Genomic DNA, 14467 nt, shown 5'->3' on the forward strand with positions numbered 1-14467 from the left:
GGTGCCGCTGTTGCAGGCGCGCGGCGTGGAGATCGCACCGCTGCGGCCGAGCAACTGCGGCTTCGAGGTGGCCGGCTGGAGCGCGCTGCTGCGCGACAGGTTCGCCGGCGCGCCGCTCAAGTCCGTCGCCCTGGCGCTGGACGGCGAAGCCTCGCGGCGCGGCGAATTCGTCCTCACCGCCAATGGCATCGAGGGCAGCCTGGTGTACGCGCTGTCCGCCGCGATCCGTCGGCGCATCGAGGCCGACGGCCGCGCAGTGGTGCGCCTCGACCTGCTGCCGGCGCTGTCGGCGCAGGACATCGAAAAGCGCCTGAGCCGCCCGCGCGGCAAGCACTCGATGGCCAGGCATCTGCATGGCCAGCTCGGCCTGGACGGCGTGAAGGCCGCGCTGCTGCGCGAATGCGCCCCGGCCGAGGCGTTCGCCGACCACGCGCGGCTGGCGACAGCGATCAAGGCGTTGCCGATAGAACTGCTGCGCACACGCCCGCTCGACGAGGCGATCAGCAGCGCCGGCGGCGTCACCTTCGAGGCACTCGACGCCAACCTGATGCTGCGCACGCTGCCCGGCGTGTTCTGCGCCGGCGAGATGCTCGACTGGGAAGCGCCCACCGGCGGCTACCTGCTCACCGCCTGCTTCGCCAGCGGCCGCCACGCCGGCCTGGGCGTGCTGGCGTGGTTGCGCAACGCCGGCCGGCTGTAACCGGACGTGCGTAGGGTGGGCTTTAGCCCACCGATAAAACCTACGGTCGGATGAACCATTGGTGGGACGAAACGATGGTGGGCTGAAGCCCACCCTACGAGCTGTTCGCCAGCGGCCGCCGAGCCGGCCTGGGCGTGCTGACGTGGTTGCGCAACGCCGGCCGGCTGTAACCGGACGCGCGTAGGGTGGGCTTCAGCCCACCGATAAAACCTATGGTCGGATGAACTTATTGGTGGGACGAAACGATGGTGGGCTGAAGCCCACCCTACGAGCTGTTTCGCCAGCGGTCGCCGCGCCGGCCTGGGCGTGCTGACGTGGTTGCGCAACGCCGGCCGGCTGTAACCGGACGTGCGTAGGGTGGGCTTTAGCCCACCGATAAAACCTACGGTCGGATGAACCATTGGTGGGACGAAACGATGGTGGGCTGAAGCCCACCCTACGAGGCATGCGCTGCAGGATCAGCGCTGCCAGAGCACGCCGCGGTCGATGTCCGCCAGGGTGGCGCAGCCGGTGAGCGCCATCGCCGCTTCGAACTCGCCACGCAGGATGTTCAGCAGTTGCACCACGCCGACCGCGCCGCCCAGCGCCAGTGCGTGCACGTAGGGCCTTCCGATGAGCACCGCCTGGGCGCCGAGGGCCAGCGCCTTGAGCATGTCGGTGCCGCGGCGGATGCCGCCGTCGAGCAGCAGCGGCACGCGTCCGTTGACCTGGTCGGCGATGCGCGGCAACAGCTCGATGCTCGCCGGCAGGCTATCCAGCACGCGGCCGCCGTGGTTCGAGACGATCAGCCCGGCGACCCCGGCCTGCACCGCGCGCTCGGCGTCCGCCGCGGCGCTGACACCCTTGAGCAGGACCGGCAGCCGCGTGTTGCCGAGCAGCCAGTCGAGATCGCGCCAGGTCGGCGCGCTGCCCAGCCGGCCGTCGAACAGCGGGCTGTCGAGGATGCCCGCCGGTTTCGCCGGCCTGACGCGCATGCCACGCAGGTTGACCGCCTCGGGCAGCTGGAAGCCGGCGCGCTGCTCACGGTTGCGCACGCCGTTCACCGGTGCGTCCACGGTCAGCACCAGCGCGCGGTAGCCGGCGGCCTCGGCGCGGCGCACCAGCTGCAGGGTGAAGTCGCGATCCGGCTGGATGTAGAGCTGGAACCACGGCGAACGGGCGACGCCGGCGACCTCCTCCAGAGACAGGCTCGAAGACGTGCTCAGCGCCATGCCGACGCCCATCGCCGCCGCGGCCTCGGCCACCGCGCGCTCGCCGTCCGCGTGCACCAGCCGCTGCGCCGCCACCGGCGCCAGCAGCAGCGGCATCGACAGCGTCTGGCCCAGCAGCTCGCAGCGCGTGCTGGCCCCGCCCAGGTCGGCCAGCACGCGCCCTTGCAGGCGAATCTCGGCGAAGGCTTCGCGGTTGCGCCGCAGCGTCGCCTCGTCCGCCGCACCCCCTTGCAGGTACGCCCAATAGCCCGGCTCGATGCAGGCGGCGGCGCGCTGCTCGAAGTCGTCGAGGCTGTACACGGCAGGAATCAGCGACACGGACATGGGAATGGCTCGCAACGGGACGGAAGGCGCATCCTGCCCGCCGCGCCCGCGCCTGTCGATGACCTGCGGCAGCGCCTACTTCAGGTACCAGCCCCAGGGCTCGGGGCTGATGTACTCGGTGACCTGTTTCACTTCCAGGTAGTTGTCCAGCCCCCAGCGGCCCAGTTCGCGGCCGATGCCGCTCTGCTTCATGCCGCCCCAGGGCGCCTCGCTGAAGGTCGGCTGCGAGCAGTTGATCCACAGAATGCCGGCACGCAGCCGGTTGGCGACCCGCGCGGCGCGCGCCGGGTCGGCCGACATCACCGCCGCGGCCAGGCCGAAGCGGCTGTCGTTGGCCAGGCGAATCGCCTCTTCCTCGCTGCGGAAGCGCTTCACGCAGAGCACCGGGCCGAAGATTTCCTCTCGCCAGACGATGCTGTCCACGTCCGGCTCGTCGAAGATCCCCGGCTCGACGAAGTAGCCACGCTCGAAGCCGCTCGGCCGGCGCCCGCCGGTGAGCAGCCGGGCGCCGCTGGCCTGGCCCTGGGCGACGAAGCCGAGCACCTTGTCGTACTGGCCGCGGCTGACCAGCGGGCCGAGCAGCACGCCCTCCTCCAGACCGTTGCCGATGCGGATCTTGCGGGTTTCCTCGACCAGTCGCTCGAGCAGGCGCGGCGCCAGCCGTTCGTGCACCAGCAGGCGCGAGGTGGCGCTGCACACCTGGCCCTGGTTCCAGAAGATGCCGAACAGGACCCACTCCACCGCGGCCTCGACGTCGGCATCTTCGAAGACGATGAACGCCGACTTGCCGCCCAGCTCCAGGCTGATGTTCTTGATGTCCGCGGCGGCCGCCGACATGATTTTCGAGCCGGTTGGCACACTGCCGGTGAAGGCCAGCTTGTCCACCCCGGGGTGCGCGGCCAGCGCGCTGCCAGCCTCGCCGCCGAGGCCGGTGACGACGTTCAGCACGCCGGCCGGCAGGCCGATGCGGTCGGCCGTGGCGGCCAGTTCCAGCGCGCTCAGCGAGGTCAGCTCGGACGGTTTGAGCACCACCGTGGCGCCGGCTGCCAGCGCCGGCGCGACCTTCCAGGCGGCCATCAGCAACGGGTAGTTCCAGGGGATGATCTGGCCCGCCACGCCGACCGGCTCGTAGCGCAGCGAGCAGCGGAAGCGCTCGTCGGGTAGCGCCAGCGGCTCGTTCTGGCGGCCGTCCAGCTCGCGGGCGAGGCCGGCGTAGTAGCGGAAGCAGCCGATCGCGTCGCCGACGTCCCAGCGCGCCTCCGGCAGCGGCTTGCCGTTGTCGCGCACTTCCAGCACGGCGAGCTCTTCGTGGCGCGCTTCCAGGCCGTCGGCGATCAGGTCGAGCCAGGCCGCGCGCTCGGCGCCGCGGCTCTCGCCCCAGTTGCGGAACGCCTGGCGGGCGGCGCGCACGGCGTGGTCGATGTCTTCCTCGGTGGCCGCCGGCAGGCTGTGCAGCGGTTCCTCGGTGGCCGGATCGAGGGTCTCGAAGCGGCCACCCAGGTCGGGGCCGACCCATTGGCCGTTGATGTACAACTGGTCGCGCATGGCGTTCACCTTCAGGGCAGTAAGCAGGACGGATCAGGCGCCGGGCTGGCGGTTCTGCAGGTAGCGCGAGGCCACCAGCAGCGCCAGCGAGGCGGCGATGATCACCGTGGACAGCGCGTTGATCTCGGGCGTGATGCCGCGCCGGATCGAGGAAAAGATGTAGATCGGCAGGGTGGTTTCGGAGCCGGCGACGAAGAAGGCGATGATGAAATCGTCGAAGCTGAAGGTGAAGGCGAGCAGGAAGCCGGCGAGGATCGCCGGGGCGATCTGCGGCAGGATCACCCGGAAGAAGGTCGACAGCGGTGGTGCGTAGAGGTCCGCCGACGCTTCCAGCAGGGCCTTGTCCAGCGCCTCGACGCGGGTCCGCACGATGACCATGACCAGCGCCATGGTGAACAGCGAGTGCGCCGCCACCACCGTACCGAAGCCCATGCGCAGCCGCGGCAGCGCCGGGTCGATGGCCTGCAGCAGCGGGTTGAGCAGGTCGAACAGGGTGATGAAGGCGATCAGCGTGGCGATGCCGATGACGATTCCCGGCACGATGATCGCGCAGTAGGTCAGCGCGTCGAAGAAGCGCCGCACGCGGCCGCCGACACGCTGCAGGCCGAACACCGCGAGGGTGCCGAACAGCGTCGAGAGCAACGCCGAGCAGAGCGCGATCAGCGCGCTGTTGCCCAGCGCCTCCATGATGAACGGGTTGCCGAAGGCGCGGCCGAACCACTGCACCGAGCAGCACTGGAAGGACAGCCCGCTACGCCCGGCGTTGAAGGCGAAAAGCATGATCAGCGCGATGGGCGCGTAGAGGAACAGGTACAGCGACGTCGAATAACTGCGCAGCCACATCTCACAGCACTCCGTCGCGGCTGGCGCCGCCGAAGCGCGCCGCGAGTTTCAGGTAGACCAGGATGATCGCCAGCATCAAGGCCACCAGCGTCATCGCCAGGGCGCTGCCGAACGGCCAGTTGCGCGACTGCAGGAACAGATCGACCAGCGCATTGCCGACGAAGAACACCTTGCCGCCGCCGAGGATCGCCGGGATCAGGAACTCGCCCATCAGCAGGATGAACACCAGCATCACGCCGGTGATCATCCCCGGCGCCGACAGCGGCAGGGTGACGCGGCGGAAGGTCTCGAAGCGGCTCGCGCCGAGGTCGCCTGAGGCTTCCAGCAAGCGCTTGTCGAGTTTTTCCAGGCTGACGTAGAGCGGGAACACCATCAGCGGCAGGTAGCCGTAGACGATCCCCACCAGCACCGCGGTGGGCGTGTTGATCAGCCGCACGCCCTCCAGGCCGAGGCTCGCCAGCAGCGCCGGGATGCCCTTGCCGCCGAGGATGAAGATCCAGGCGTAGGTGCGGATCAGGAAGCTGGTCCAGAACGGCACGATCACCAGGGTCAGCAGCAGCGAGCGGTTGCGCCGCACCTTCACCGCCAGGAAGTAGGCCAGCGGATAGGCCACCAGCAGGCACACCAGGGTGCCCAGCGGCGCCAGCACCAGGGTGTTGCTGAAGGCGCCGGCACGCGAGCCCAGCGCCAGGTAGTTGTCGAGGGTGAAGCCGCCGCCGTAGCCGCCCACCGAGCTGCGTTCGCCGAAGCTGAACACCAGGATGACCAGCAGCGGCATCAGCAACAGCAGCAGGAACCACAGCGTCGAGGGCAGCAGCAGGAGCCAGGTGATGCGCCGGCCGAGGCCCGGCGCTGGCGCCACCCCGGCGGGCGACGCATTGACGGCGGTGTTCATCGGCGAACCCCCGTGCATAGGCAGGACCTCAGGCATTCGGCTCCCCTTCCCGGGCGGAAATTGCAGGCATCGTCACGCCGCCTTGAAGCGCGCCATCAGCTCGGCGCGCACCGGGCTGGTGAGGGTCGCCGCGGCGCCGAACTCCAGGTGGCTGAGCAGCTCGGCGGCCGGGTACATGATCGGGTCATCGAGCATTTCCTTGGGCAGCAGCGCGTCCACGCGCTTGTCGCCGCTCGGGTAGCCGTGGGCCTCGACTTCCAGCTTGTTGTGCGCCGGATCGAGCAGGTAGTTGATCAGCGCGTAGGCCGCATCGCGGTGCTCGGCGCCCTTGGGAATGGCGAAGAAATCGCTCCACAGTTCGCCGCCCTCGCGGCCCAGGGCGAACTGCATGTCGGGGTTGTCACGGTGCAGCTGCGAGGCGTCGCCGGTCCAGCACATGGCCATCCAGGCGTCGCCGCTGCGCATCGACGGCTGGATGTCGGAGTTGATCGCGAACAGGTGCGGCTTGCAGTCGATCAGCAGCTTCTCGGCGTCGGCCAGTTCCTTGGGGTCCAGCGAGTTGAAGCTGTAGCCGAAGTACTTGAGCGCGTTGCCGATGGCGGTGAGCTGGTAGTCGTGGACGATGGTGCGGCCCGAGGCGCTGGTCTTGGTCAGGTCCCAGAACTGCTTCCAGCTGTCCACCGGGGTCTTCAGCGCGCTGGAGTCGTAGACGATGCCGGTGGTGCCCCAGTTCTTCGGCACCGCGTAGACCTTGCCGTCCACCGTGCCCTGGGCCATGAAGCGCTGCTCGAAGGCCTTGGGATCGAAGTTGGGGATGCGCGCGAGATCCAGCGGTTCGATCAGGCCCAGCTCGACGTAGGTGCTGATGGTGTAGTTGGTCGGTACGAAGACGTCCCAGCCGCTGCCGCCGGCCTGCAGCTTGGCGAGCATCTCCTCGTTGGAGCCGAACACGTTCATCTGCACCTTGGCGCCGGTGGCTTCGGCGAAGGCGGCGAAGTTGTCCGGGCTGTGGTAGTTCGGCCAGGTCGCCAGGTTGACGCGGTCGCCCATGCTGCCCTTCTCGGCGGCGAAGGCGCGGCTGGTCAGCAGCCCCGGCATGTTCGCCGCCATCACCGCGGCGGCCAGGCCAAGGCCGGTGCGGCCGAGGAAGTCACGGCGGGTGATCGAGCCGTTCTGCCAGCTGCGTAGGGTCTTGATGAAAGTCTTCTTGTCCATCGTCCGTCTCCTGGTCGTCATGTCGTTCTAAAAGGGTCGAAGCGTCGGTTCAGACGGCCATCGCCAGGCCCTTGGCCTGGTCCCAGCCGATGCTCACCGCCGCGCCGTGCTCGAAGTCGGCCTGCGGCGCGCCGCCCTGGCGTGGAACGCGCACGCAGACGACGCCGAACGGGCCGGTGCGCACGCGGTACTCGGTGAGGTTGCCGAGGTAGATACGGTCTTCCACCACGCCGTCCAGGCGCACGTCGGCGCTCGGCGGGGCGCTCGGCGCGCCGATGGCGATCAGTTCCGGGCGCACCGCGATGCACGCGGCGCTGCCGGCGAACAGCCGCGCGCCGCTACCGCTGGCCGGGCTGGCGAGCTCCAGGCCATTGCCGGTGTCGAGCACCACGCGGTCGCCGTCGAGGCGTCGCACGGTGCCGTCGAAGAGGTTGGATTCGCCGATGAAGTCCGCCACGTAGCGGTTCGCCGGGGTCTCGTAGAGCGCCTCCGGGCTGGCGGTCTGGATGATCTTGCCGTCGCGCATGATGCTGATCGAGTCGCTCATCGACAGCGCTTCTTCCTGGTCGTGGGTGACCAGCACGAAGGTGATGCCGACTTCGCGCTGCAGGCGCAACAGCTCGGACTGCATCTCCTTGCGCAGCTTGCGGTCGAGCGCGGCCAGGGGTTCGTCGAGGAGCAGCACGGTGGGCTTGTTGACCAGCGCGCGGGCCAGCGCCACGCGCTGCTGCTGGCCGCCGGACAGCTCGTGGGGCTTGCGTGCGCCGAAGCCGGACAGGCGCACCATCTCCAGCGCCTCGTCGGCCAGGCGGCGCTGCTGCGCGCGATCCGGACGCGGCGTGCGGTAGCGCAGGCCGTAGGCGATGTTCTCCGCCACCGACAGGTGCGGGAACAGCGCGTATTGCTGGAACACCATGTTCACCGGGCGCTGGAACGCCGGCACGCCGACCACGTCGCGGCCGGCCAGCAGCACCTGGCCTTCGCTGGGCTGCTCGAAGCCGGCGATCATCCGCAGGGTGGTGGTCTTGCCGCAGCCGGAGCCGCCGAGAAAGGTGTGGAAGGCGCCGCGCGCGACACGGAAGTTCAGGCCATCGACGGCGGTGACGCCGCCGTAGCGCTTGACCACGCCGTGGAACTCGATATCGAAGGACTGCCCGTACTCGCTCACGCTTCTTCCCCTGCGGTTGCATTGCAGGGTTCACGCTATCAACCGGCTTCGCGCCGCGTATATATCCCCCGGGGGATAGAGGCGATCAGCCGGTGGCGCGCAGGTCCGCCGCGCGCTCGGGCAGCGTCAGCTCGCGGATGAACAGGCCGAGCAGCTCCGACTGGCTGCCGATGCCGAGGCGGGCATAGAGGTTCTTGCGGTGGATCTTCACCGTGCCGGGGCTGATCGCCAGCTGCTCGGCGATGGACGCGCTGGAGTGGCCGCGCAGCAGCAGACGCACGATCTCCTGCTCGCGCGCGGTGAGCACCCCTGCGCCGAAGCGGGCGAAGGCTTCGTGGACGCTGTAGTCCAGGTCCTGCGCCGGGCGCGGCCGCTCCGCACGGCGCAACTGCCAGGCTTCGCGGACCACCTGCTCGACCACCGGCCGGGCGCATTCGAGGATCTGCATCTCGTCGCGCGAATAGGCCGGGCTGGACACGCTGCGCATCAGCGAGAGCACCGCCTTGGCGCCGCAGTCGAGGTCGACGAAAAAGGCGATCTCCTCGGTCTGGCCGGTTTGCTGGTAGTAGGTCAGGTAGTACTCGCCTAGGTAGAAGTGGTCCGGCGCCAGCTGCCGCAGCCGCCAAAGCCCGGCGGGCTGGTTGCGCGTGCAGGCCAGGTAGAACGGATCGAGCAGGTACGGACCGGCCTGGTAATCCTCGACGTAGATGTGCCGGGTGTCGGCGGGAAAGGTGTCGAACAGCGCCAGCGGCCGGTGATTGCCCTCATAAACGAACAGCACGAAGTGATCCACCGGGCAGACCTGGCGCAGCCACTGGCTCAACCCGCGCAGGCGCGCACGACCGGGTTCGAGCGACAACAGGTGGGCGATGCCGCAGCTCCAGTGCTTGAGGAATTTATGGGGCATTGGCGATCTCGCTCGGCCGCTGGACGAAGGTGCGGCGAAAAAATGCACGATCTGCGCCAGCCCTCCGCAAGCCCCATGGCAGCGCGATCCACCCTTGCGCCGCGACCGATCCGCGCACCGCTTTGGGTCATCCGACCCCATTCGAGGTAACGCAACCGTCCCACGCGATACGCCGCCCCACGGATGCGCCACCCCGGCCGTAGGGGGGGTTAACGGCGATATGCAGGGGAATCGACCACAACCCCCTCCTCCACCGCCGCGTAACCCACCAGGCGGTGGTCGGCGATATCACGCCCGGTGGTTGGCGATACTCCGCTCGGTGGGTTACGGCGCGAATCACCGTGAACGCCCGCGCCCACGCGAAGCGCCTAACCCACCCTACGGATACGCCAACCTCGACCGTAGGGTGGGTGAGCGGCGATATGCAAGGAATCGACCCCACCACCCACCTCGACCGCCGCGTAACCCACCAGGCGGTGGTCGGCGATATCACGTCCGGTGGTTGGCGAAACCTCGCTTGGTGGGTTACGGCGCGGAAGCGCCGCGATTGCCCGGACCCTCACGGAGCGCCTAACCCACCCTACGGATACGCCACCCCCGACCGTAGGGTGGGTGAGCGGCGATATGCAGGGAATCGACCCCACCACCCACCTCCACCGCCGCGTAACCCACCGGGCGGTGGCCGGCATATCACGTCCGGTGGTTAGCGATACTCCGCTTGGTGGGTTACGGCGCAGAAGCACCGCGATTCCCCGCGCCCACACGGTGGTAACCCACCCTACGGATACGCAACCTTGACGACGGCGATGTGCGGAGAGCGCCTGCGTTACGGCTTCTTCGGCTTGCCGCCCTTGGGTGCGCCCTTCGCCGGGCCTTTGCCGAAGGCCGGTGCCTTGCGCACGGCCTTGGCGGCGGGCTTTTCGTCGTTGTCGAACCAGCGCCCGAGGTGGACCTTGCCGCCGGGGCCGGGGTCCTTCTTCTGCTTGGGCTTCTTCGGTTTCTTCAACACCTGGCCGCTGGCGTCGGTCGCCGGAACCCGGTGATCCGGCTCGAAACCGGCTTCGTCGACGCGCTTGAGCGTCTGCTTGGTCAGCACTTCGATGGCCGCGAGCAGCTGCACCTCGTCGGCGCAGACCAGCGAAAGCGCCTCGCCGGACGCTCCGGCGCGCCCGGTGCGGCCGATGCGGTGCACGTAATCCTCGGCAACGATCGGCAGATCGAAGTTGACCACCAGCGGCAGGTCGTCGATGTCCAAGCCGCGCGCGGCGACGTCGGTGGCGACGAGGATCTGCACCTCGCCGTCTTTAAACCGCTGCAGTGCGCGCAGACGCGTCGGCTGCGGCTTGTCGCCGTGGATCGCGTCGGCGCGGATGCCGTTGCGCTGCAGTTCGCCTTCCAGCTCGTCGACGCCCTTGCGGGTCTTGGCGAACACCAGCACCTGGCCCCAGCGGTTCTTGCGCAGCAGGTGCAGGAAGAGTTCGGACTTGCGCTTCTTGTCCACCGTCACCAGCCACTGGCGCACGCTTTTGGCCGCGGCGTTGCGCGGGCTGACCTCGATCGACAGCGGATCGCGCAGCAGCTCGCCGGCCATCTGCCGGATCGCCTCGGAGAAGGTCGCGGAGAACAGCAGGGTCTGGCGTCTCGACGGCAGCGCGGCGAACAGGTCGTCCAGCTCGCGGGAGAAGCCGAGGTCGAGCATGCGGTCGGCTTCGTCGAGGATCAGCGCCTGCAACTGGGCGAACTTCACCGCGTTCTGCCGGTACAGGTCGAGCAACCGTCCAGGGGTCGCCACCAGCACGTCGATGCCTTTGCGCAGCTTCATCATCTGCGGGTTGATGCTGACCCCGCCGTACACCGCGTAGCTGCGCAGCGGCAGGTGCTCGCCGTAGGCGAGGAAACTCTGCTGCACCTGCTCGGCCAGCTCGCGGGTCGGCACCAGCACCAGCGCGCGGATCGAGTTGGGCGCCACCTGCGGGCCTTCCAGGGTCAGCCGCTGCAACAGCGGCAGGGCGAAACCGGCGGTCTTGCCGGTGCCGGTCTGCGCGGCCGCCATCAGGTCGCGGCCCTTGAGCACGGCGGGGATCGCCTCGGCCTGCACCGGCGTGGGCGTCTGGTAGCCAAGCGCCTCGAGGGTGCGCAGCAGGGGTTCGATCAGGCCGAGGGAAGCGAAGGTCATGGAAAAAACCGGGAAACGGAACGAGGCGCGCAGTTTAACCCCAGAGGTGCCGTAGGGTGCGCCTCGCGCACCGTTGGTATTTCCGATGGGCGCCTACGCCCCACGCCGCCACTGCGGCAGCCCGATGAGCACCACCGCGCCGACGATCAGGCCCATCGCCAGCCACTCCTCATGGCCGATGCGTTCGCCGGCGAAGGCGATGCCCAGCAGCACGGCGACCACCGGATTGACGTAGGCGTAGCTGGTGGCCGCCGCCGGACGCACGGTCTTCAGCAGGTAGAGGTAGGCGCTGAAGGCGACGATCGAGCCGAACAGCACCAGATAGGCCAGCGCCGCCCAGCCGGCCAGCGTCGGCGCCTGGGTCATGCGCTCGCCACTGGCGACGCTGCCGATCAGCAGCACCGCGCCGCCGACCAGCATCTGCGCGGCGCTGGCCATCGGCCCGGCCGGTTGCCTGAGACTCTTGCTCCATACCGAGCCGAACGCCCAGGCCGCGGCCGCGAACAGCACCAGGGCGGCGCCCAGCGGGCTGGCCTGGAGGTTGGAACCGAGGTTGAGCAGGCCGATGCCGACCAGCCCGAGGATGATCCCGGCCCATTCCAGGCGCGTGTTGCGATGGCCCCAGAACAGGCCGAAAACCAGGGTGAACAGCGGCATCGTCGCCACCGCCAGGGCCGCCACGCCAGACGCCACGCCGCCGTGCTCGGCCAGCGTCACGCCGCCGTTGCCGCAACTGAGCAGCAGAAACCCGACGGCCCCGGACGCCAGCCACTGGCGGCACGTCGGCAGTGGCGCGCCGCGCCAGCGCTGCCAGGCGAACATCAGGCTGCCGGCGATGAGGAAGCGCACCGCGGCCATCAGCAGGGGCGGCCAGGATTCGACGCCGATGCGGATCACCAGGTACGTGGAGCCCCAGACCAGGTAGAGCGCGGCGAAGGCGCCGACCAGCAGCAGGGGAAAACGAGGCGCGGACATGCTCGGGGCTCACGGCGAAGGGCCGCCGATTCTGCGTCAGCGCCACGCGTGCCGACAGATACAGAAGCCGAGCGGAGCACCGATACAGGCGCCCGGTCAGTGACGCAGCAGCAGCGCGCCCTCGATCGGGTGGTAGTGGCCGGAGGAGCGGATCAGCGATTGCGCGGTGAGGCCGGGAACGCCGTAGACGCGGGTGGTCACGCCGTCACGGGCGACGCGCTCAAGCAGCAGGTCGAAATCGCCGTCGCCGGAGGCCAGCACCACTTCGTCGACGCGCGGCGCGGCGTCGAGCATGTCGATGGTGATGCCGACGTCCCAGTCGCCCTTGGCCGATCCGTCGCTGCGCTGGATGAACGGCTTGAGCTTCACCGTGAAACCCAGGTTGCGCAGGATCTGCTGGAACTGCTGCTTGGGATCGCCACGTTCGATGGCGTAGGCGTAGGCCTCGACGATCTCGCCGTGGCCGGCCACGGCGCGCCACAACGCGGTGTAGTCGAAGTGACAGCCGTGGATCTGGCGCACGGTGTAGTAGAGGTTCTGCACGTCGGCGAACAGCGCGATTCTTTTCAACGGATGACCCACGGCAGCGGCAAAGGACCGCGATTATGCGCGCTTCGCCGCCGCCCTGCGGTGCGTTGGTCGGGCTCAGACGAAGCTGTCGTCGTCATCGAAGAAGCCGCCACCGCTGTCGTCCAGGCCCGCGTCCTGGTAGCCGTCATCGCTCGGGTAGTCGTTGCCGCCCGAGTAGTCGGCGCTGTCGCTGGCGGCGTAGTCCTGGGTCTGTGCGCTGTCCGCGGCGGCCGGCTGCTCCTTGATGATCTCGACGATTTCCTGCGGCTGCGAATGCTGGAACAGGCCGGTGAGCATGTTGCCCAGCACCATCCCGCCGGCCACGCCCGCGGCGGTCTGCAGCGCGCCGCCGAGAAAGCCGGTGCCGCGCGAGGACGCCTGGGGGTGGGCATAGCCCTGGCCGAAACCACCCGGCGCCGGGTTCGCCGGCGGCACGGCGGACGAGCGTGGCCCCGGCTCGTTCCAGCCGCGCGCCTCCGCGCTCGGCGCCGCGGAGCGCGACGGACCGGCGCCGAACAACCCGGCGAGGAAACCGCCACCGCCCTGCGCCGGGCGCTGCCGCTGCGCCTGTTCGAGCTGCGCCTCCAGCTCGCGAACGCGCTGGTCCAGGCGCTTGAGCCCGGCCTCCTGAATCAGGATGACCTGGGCCATGTAGTAGGGCGCGGCGGGTTGCCGGCCGATGTGTTGGTTGATCAGCGCCTCGGCCTGGGCGTCACGCGCAGCGGACTGCGCCTCGGCGTCCTTCAGGCGGTTGAAGAGTCCGTCGATCACCTGCTGTTCTTCGGATTGCATGGCACGTCTCCGATCTGGGGAAATTCGGTGTCTGCGGGTGGGCCCGCCACGTGTTCAATGTGCGACTGGCCGTGGCGATTTCAACGCCCGCGCGCGTAAAGGTTGAGTAAACCCGCCCGGTGCGCCGAGGCCGTTTGGCCTGTTCCGGGTCTTCCGCTACAGTGGCGGCCCTTCCCTGCATGCCCGTCGAGTTCGATGAATCCGCTTCCGATCCTGCGTGACTCCTGGTTCTTCTTCAGCCGCCACCTGGGCGCCATCGCCCTGCTTTGCCTGCCGCCGCTGGCCCTCGAATCGCTCAGCCGCCAGGCGTTGCGGGCGGTCGACGGCACGCAACCGTCGGCCGGTTACGAGGTGCTGCTGGGGCTGCTGTTCTACCCGCTCTACACCGGATCGCTGATTCTCTTCCTCGACAGCCGCAGCCGTGGCGAAACGCCCGGCACCGGCCGGCTCTGGGCCGGCGCGCTGGGCCTGTGGCCACGGCTGGCGCTGCTCACGGCGATCACCAGCCTGCTGATCATGCTCGGCATGTCGCTGCTGGTGCTGCCGGCGATCTACGTGATGGTCAAGCTGGCGTTCTCCGAATACCTGCTGGTGCTGCGCGGGATGCCGCCGCTGCCGGCGCTGCGCGACAGCTACCGCCTGACCCAGGGGCACTTCCTGCAGATTCTCGCGCTGGTGCTCAGCACGATGCTGCCGCTCTGGCTGCTCGGCGCCTGGTCGTCCGGCTGGCTCGGCGACGATCCGGCGTTCCTGCCCAGCGTGCTGCTGGATTGCGCGATCGGCTTCGTGCAGCTGTTCGCCAGCGTGGCGATGTTCCGGCTGTTCATGCTGATCGAAGAAAAAAGCTGACCGATCCGATAGCAAAACGCCGCTATCGGCGCGAAAACCGAATTACACTGCGGTCGATACGACGGCGCCTTCCGCTGTCGATGGGTGACAAGACGGCCCCAGGCCGCAGCGAAAAACGATGTCGAAACCTCCACGACTGCTTCTGCCCCTGCTCGGCGCGCTGTTCTGCGGCGCCTGCTTCGCCGGCCGCGCGCCGGAACCGCCGCAACCCCTGGTCAAGGTGGGCTACTACAACCTGCCGCCGGCGATCTACGCCGACGCCCGCGGCGAAGCCCAGGGCTCGCTGGTCGACCTCAC

13 protein-coding genes are annotated in these 14467 nt (G+C 68.9%); 2 read left to right on the plus strand and 11 right to left on the minus strand.

Annotation, left to right across the window (positions count from 1 at the left end; genetic code table 11):
• Positions 1–700 (plus strand): TIGR03862 family flavoprotein (locus B3E91_RS00920; protein WP_287027951.1); only part of this gene is annotated, 700 nt, incomplete at its 5' end.
• A 458-nt stretch (positions 701–1158) separates the two neighbouring features.
• On the opposite strand, the gene B3E91_RS00925 is transcribed toward B3E91_RS00920, so the two are convergent.
• From B3E91_RS00925 to B3E91_RS00975, 11 genes are all read right to left on the minus strand, one after another.
• Complete coding sequence (locus B3E91_RS00925) at positions 1159–2235, minus strand: alpha-hydroxy acid oxidase (protein WP_287027952.1); 1077 nt, start codon at positions 2233–2235, stop codon at positions 1159–1161.
• A 75-nt stretch (positions 2236–2310) separates the two neighbouring features.
• On the minus strand, positions 2311–3780 hold the full coding sequence (locus tag B3E91_RS00930; protein WP_287027953.1) for an aldehyde dehydrogenase family protein: 1470 nt from the start codon (positions 3778–3780) through the stop codon (positions 2311–2313).
• 33 nt (positions 3781–3813) lie between these two features.
• Entirely contained in the window at positions 3814–4623 is an 810-nt protein-coding gene (locus B3E91_RS00935; RefSeq protein ID WP_282341828.1) for an ABC transporter permease, read from the minus strand.
• Between the two features lies 1 nt (position 4624).
• A complete protein-coding gene (locus B3E91_RS00940; RefSeq protein WP_273230111.1) occupies positions 4625–5518 on the minus strand; it encodes an ABC transporter permease in 894 nt (297 codons plus the stop codon).
• Positions 5519–5590: 72 nt separating this feature from the next.
• Entirely contained in the window at positions 5591–6733 is a 1143-nt protein-coding gene (locus B3E91_RS00945; protein ID WP_273230109.1) for an ABC transporter substrate-binding protein, read from the minus strand.
• A gap of 49 nt (positions 6734–6782) precedes the next feature.
• Positions 6783–7901, minus strand: a complete 1119-nt coding sequence (locus B3E91_RS00950; RefSeq protein WP_287027954.1) for an ABC transporter ATP-binding protein — start codon at positions 7899–7901, stop codon at positions 6783–6785.
• An 85-nt stretch (positions 7902–7986) separates the two neighbouring features.
• Positions 7987–8808: a helix-turn-helix transcriptional regulator gene (locus B3E91_RS00955; protein WP_090226087.1), complete on the minus strand. Its 822-nt coding sequence runs from the start codon at positions 8806–8808 to the stop codon at positions 7987–7989.
• 826 nt (positions 8809–9634) lie between these two features.
• Positions 9635–10984: a DEAD/DEAH box helicase gene (locus B3E91_RS00960; RefSeq protein ID WP_287027955.1), complete on the minus strand. Its 1350-nt coding sequence runs from the start codon at positions 10982–10984 to the stop codon at positions 9635–9637.
• A gap of 93 nt (positions 10985–11077) precedes the next feature.
• Positions 11078–11959 (minus strand): drug/metabolite exporter YedA, encoded by an 882-nt coding sequence (gene yedA, locus B3E91_RS00965; protein WP_287027956.1) that lies wholly within the window; start codon positions 11957–11959, stop codon positions 11078–11080.
• 96 nt (positions 11960–12055) lie between these two features.
• Positions 12056–12529: an NYN domain-containing protein gene (locus tag B3E91_RS00970; RefSeq protein ID WP_287027958.1), complete on the minus strand. Its 474-nt coding sequence runs from the start codon at positions 12527–12529 to the stop codon at positions 12056–12058.
• A gap of 75 nt (positions 12530–12604) precedes the next feature.
• Positions 12605–13321, minus strand: coding sequence for a DUF2076 domain-containing protein (locus tag B3E91_RS00975; protein WP_287027959.1), 717 nt, complete (start codon positions 13319–13321; stop codon positions 12605–12607).
• 195 nt (positions 13322–13516) lie between these two features.
• Between B3E91_RS00975 and B3E91_RS00980 the strand changes: the two genes are divergently transcribed.
• Complete coding sequence (locus B3E91_RS00980; protein WP_287027960.1) at positions 13517–14170, plus strand: YciC family protein; 654 nt, start codon at positions 13517–13519, stop codon at positions 14168–14170.
• Positions 14171–14467 lie beyond the last annotated feature (297 nt).

The organism is Pseudomonas sp. UBA6310, from assembly GCF_002438225.1.
Taxonomy (GTDB): domain Bacteria; phylum Pseudomonadota; class Gammaproteobacteria; order Pseudomonadales; family Pseudomonadaceae; genus Pseudomonas_O; species Pseudomonas_O kuykendallii.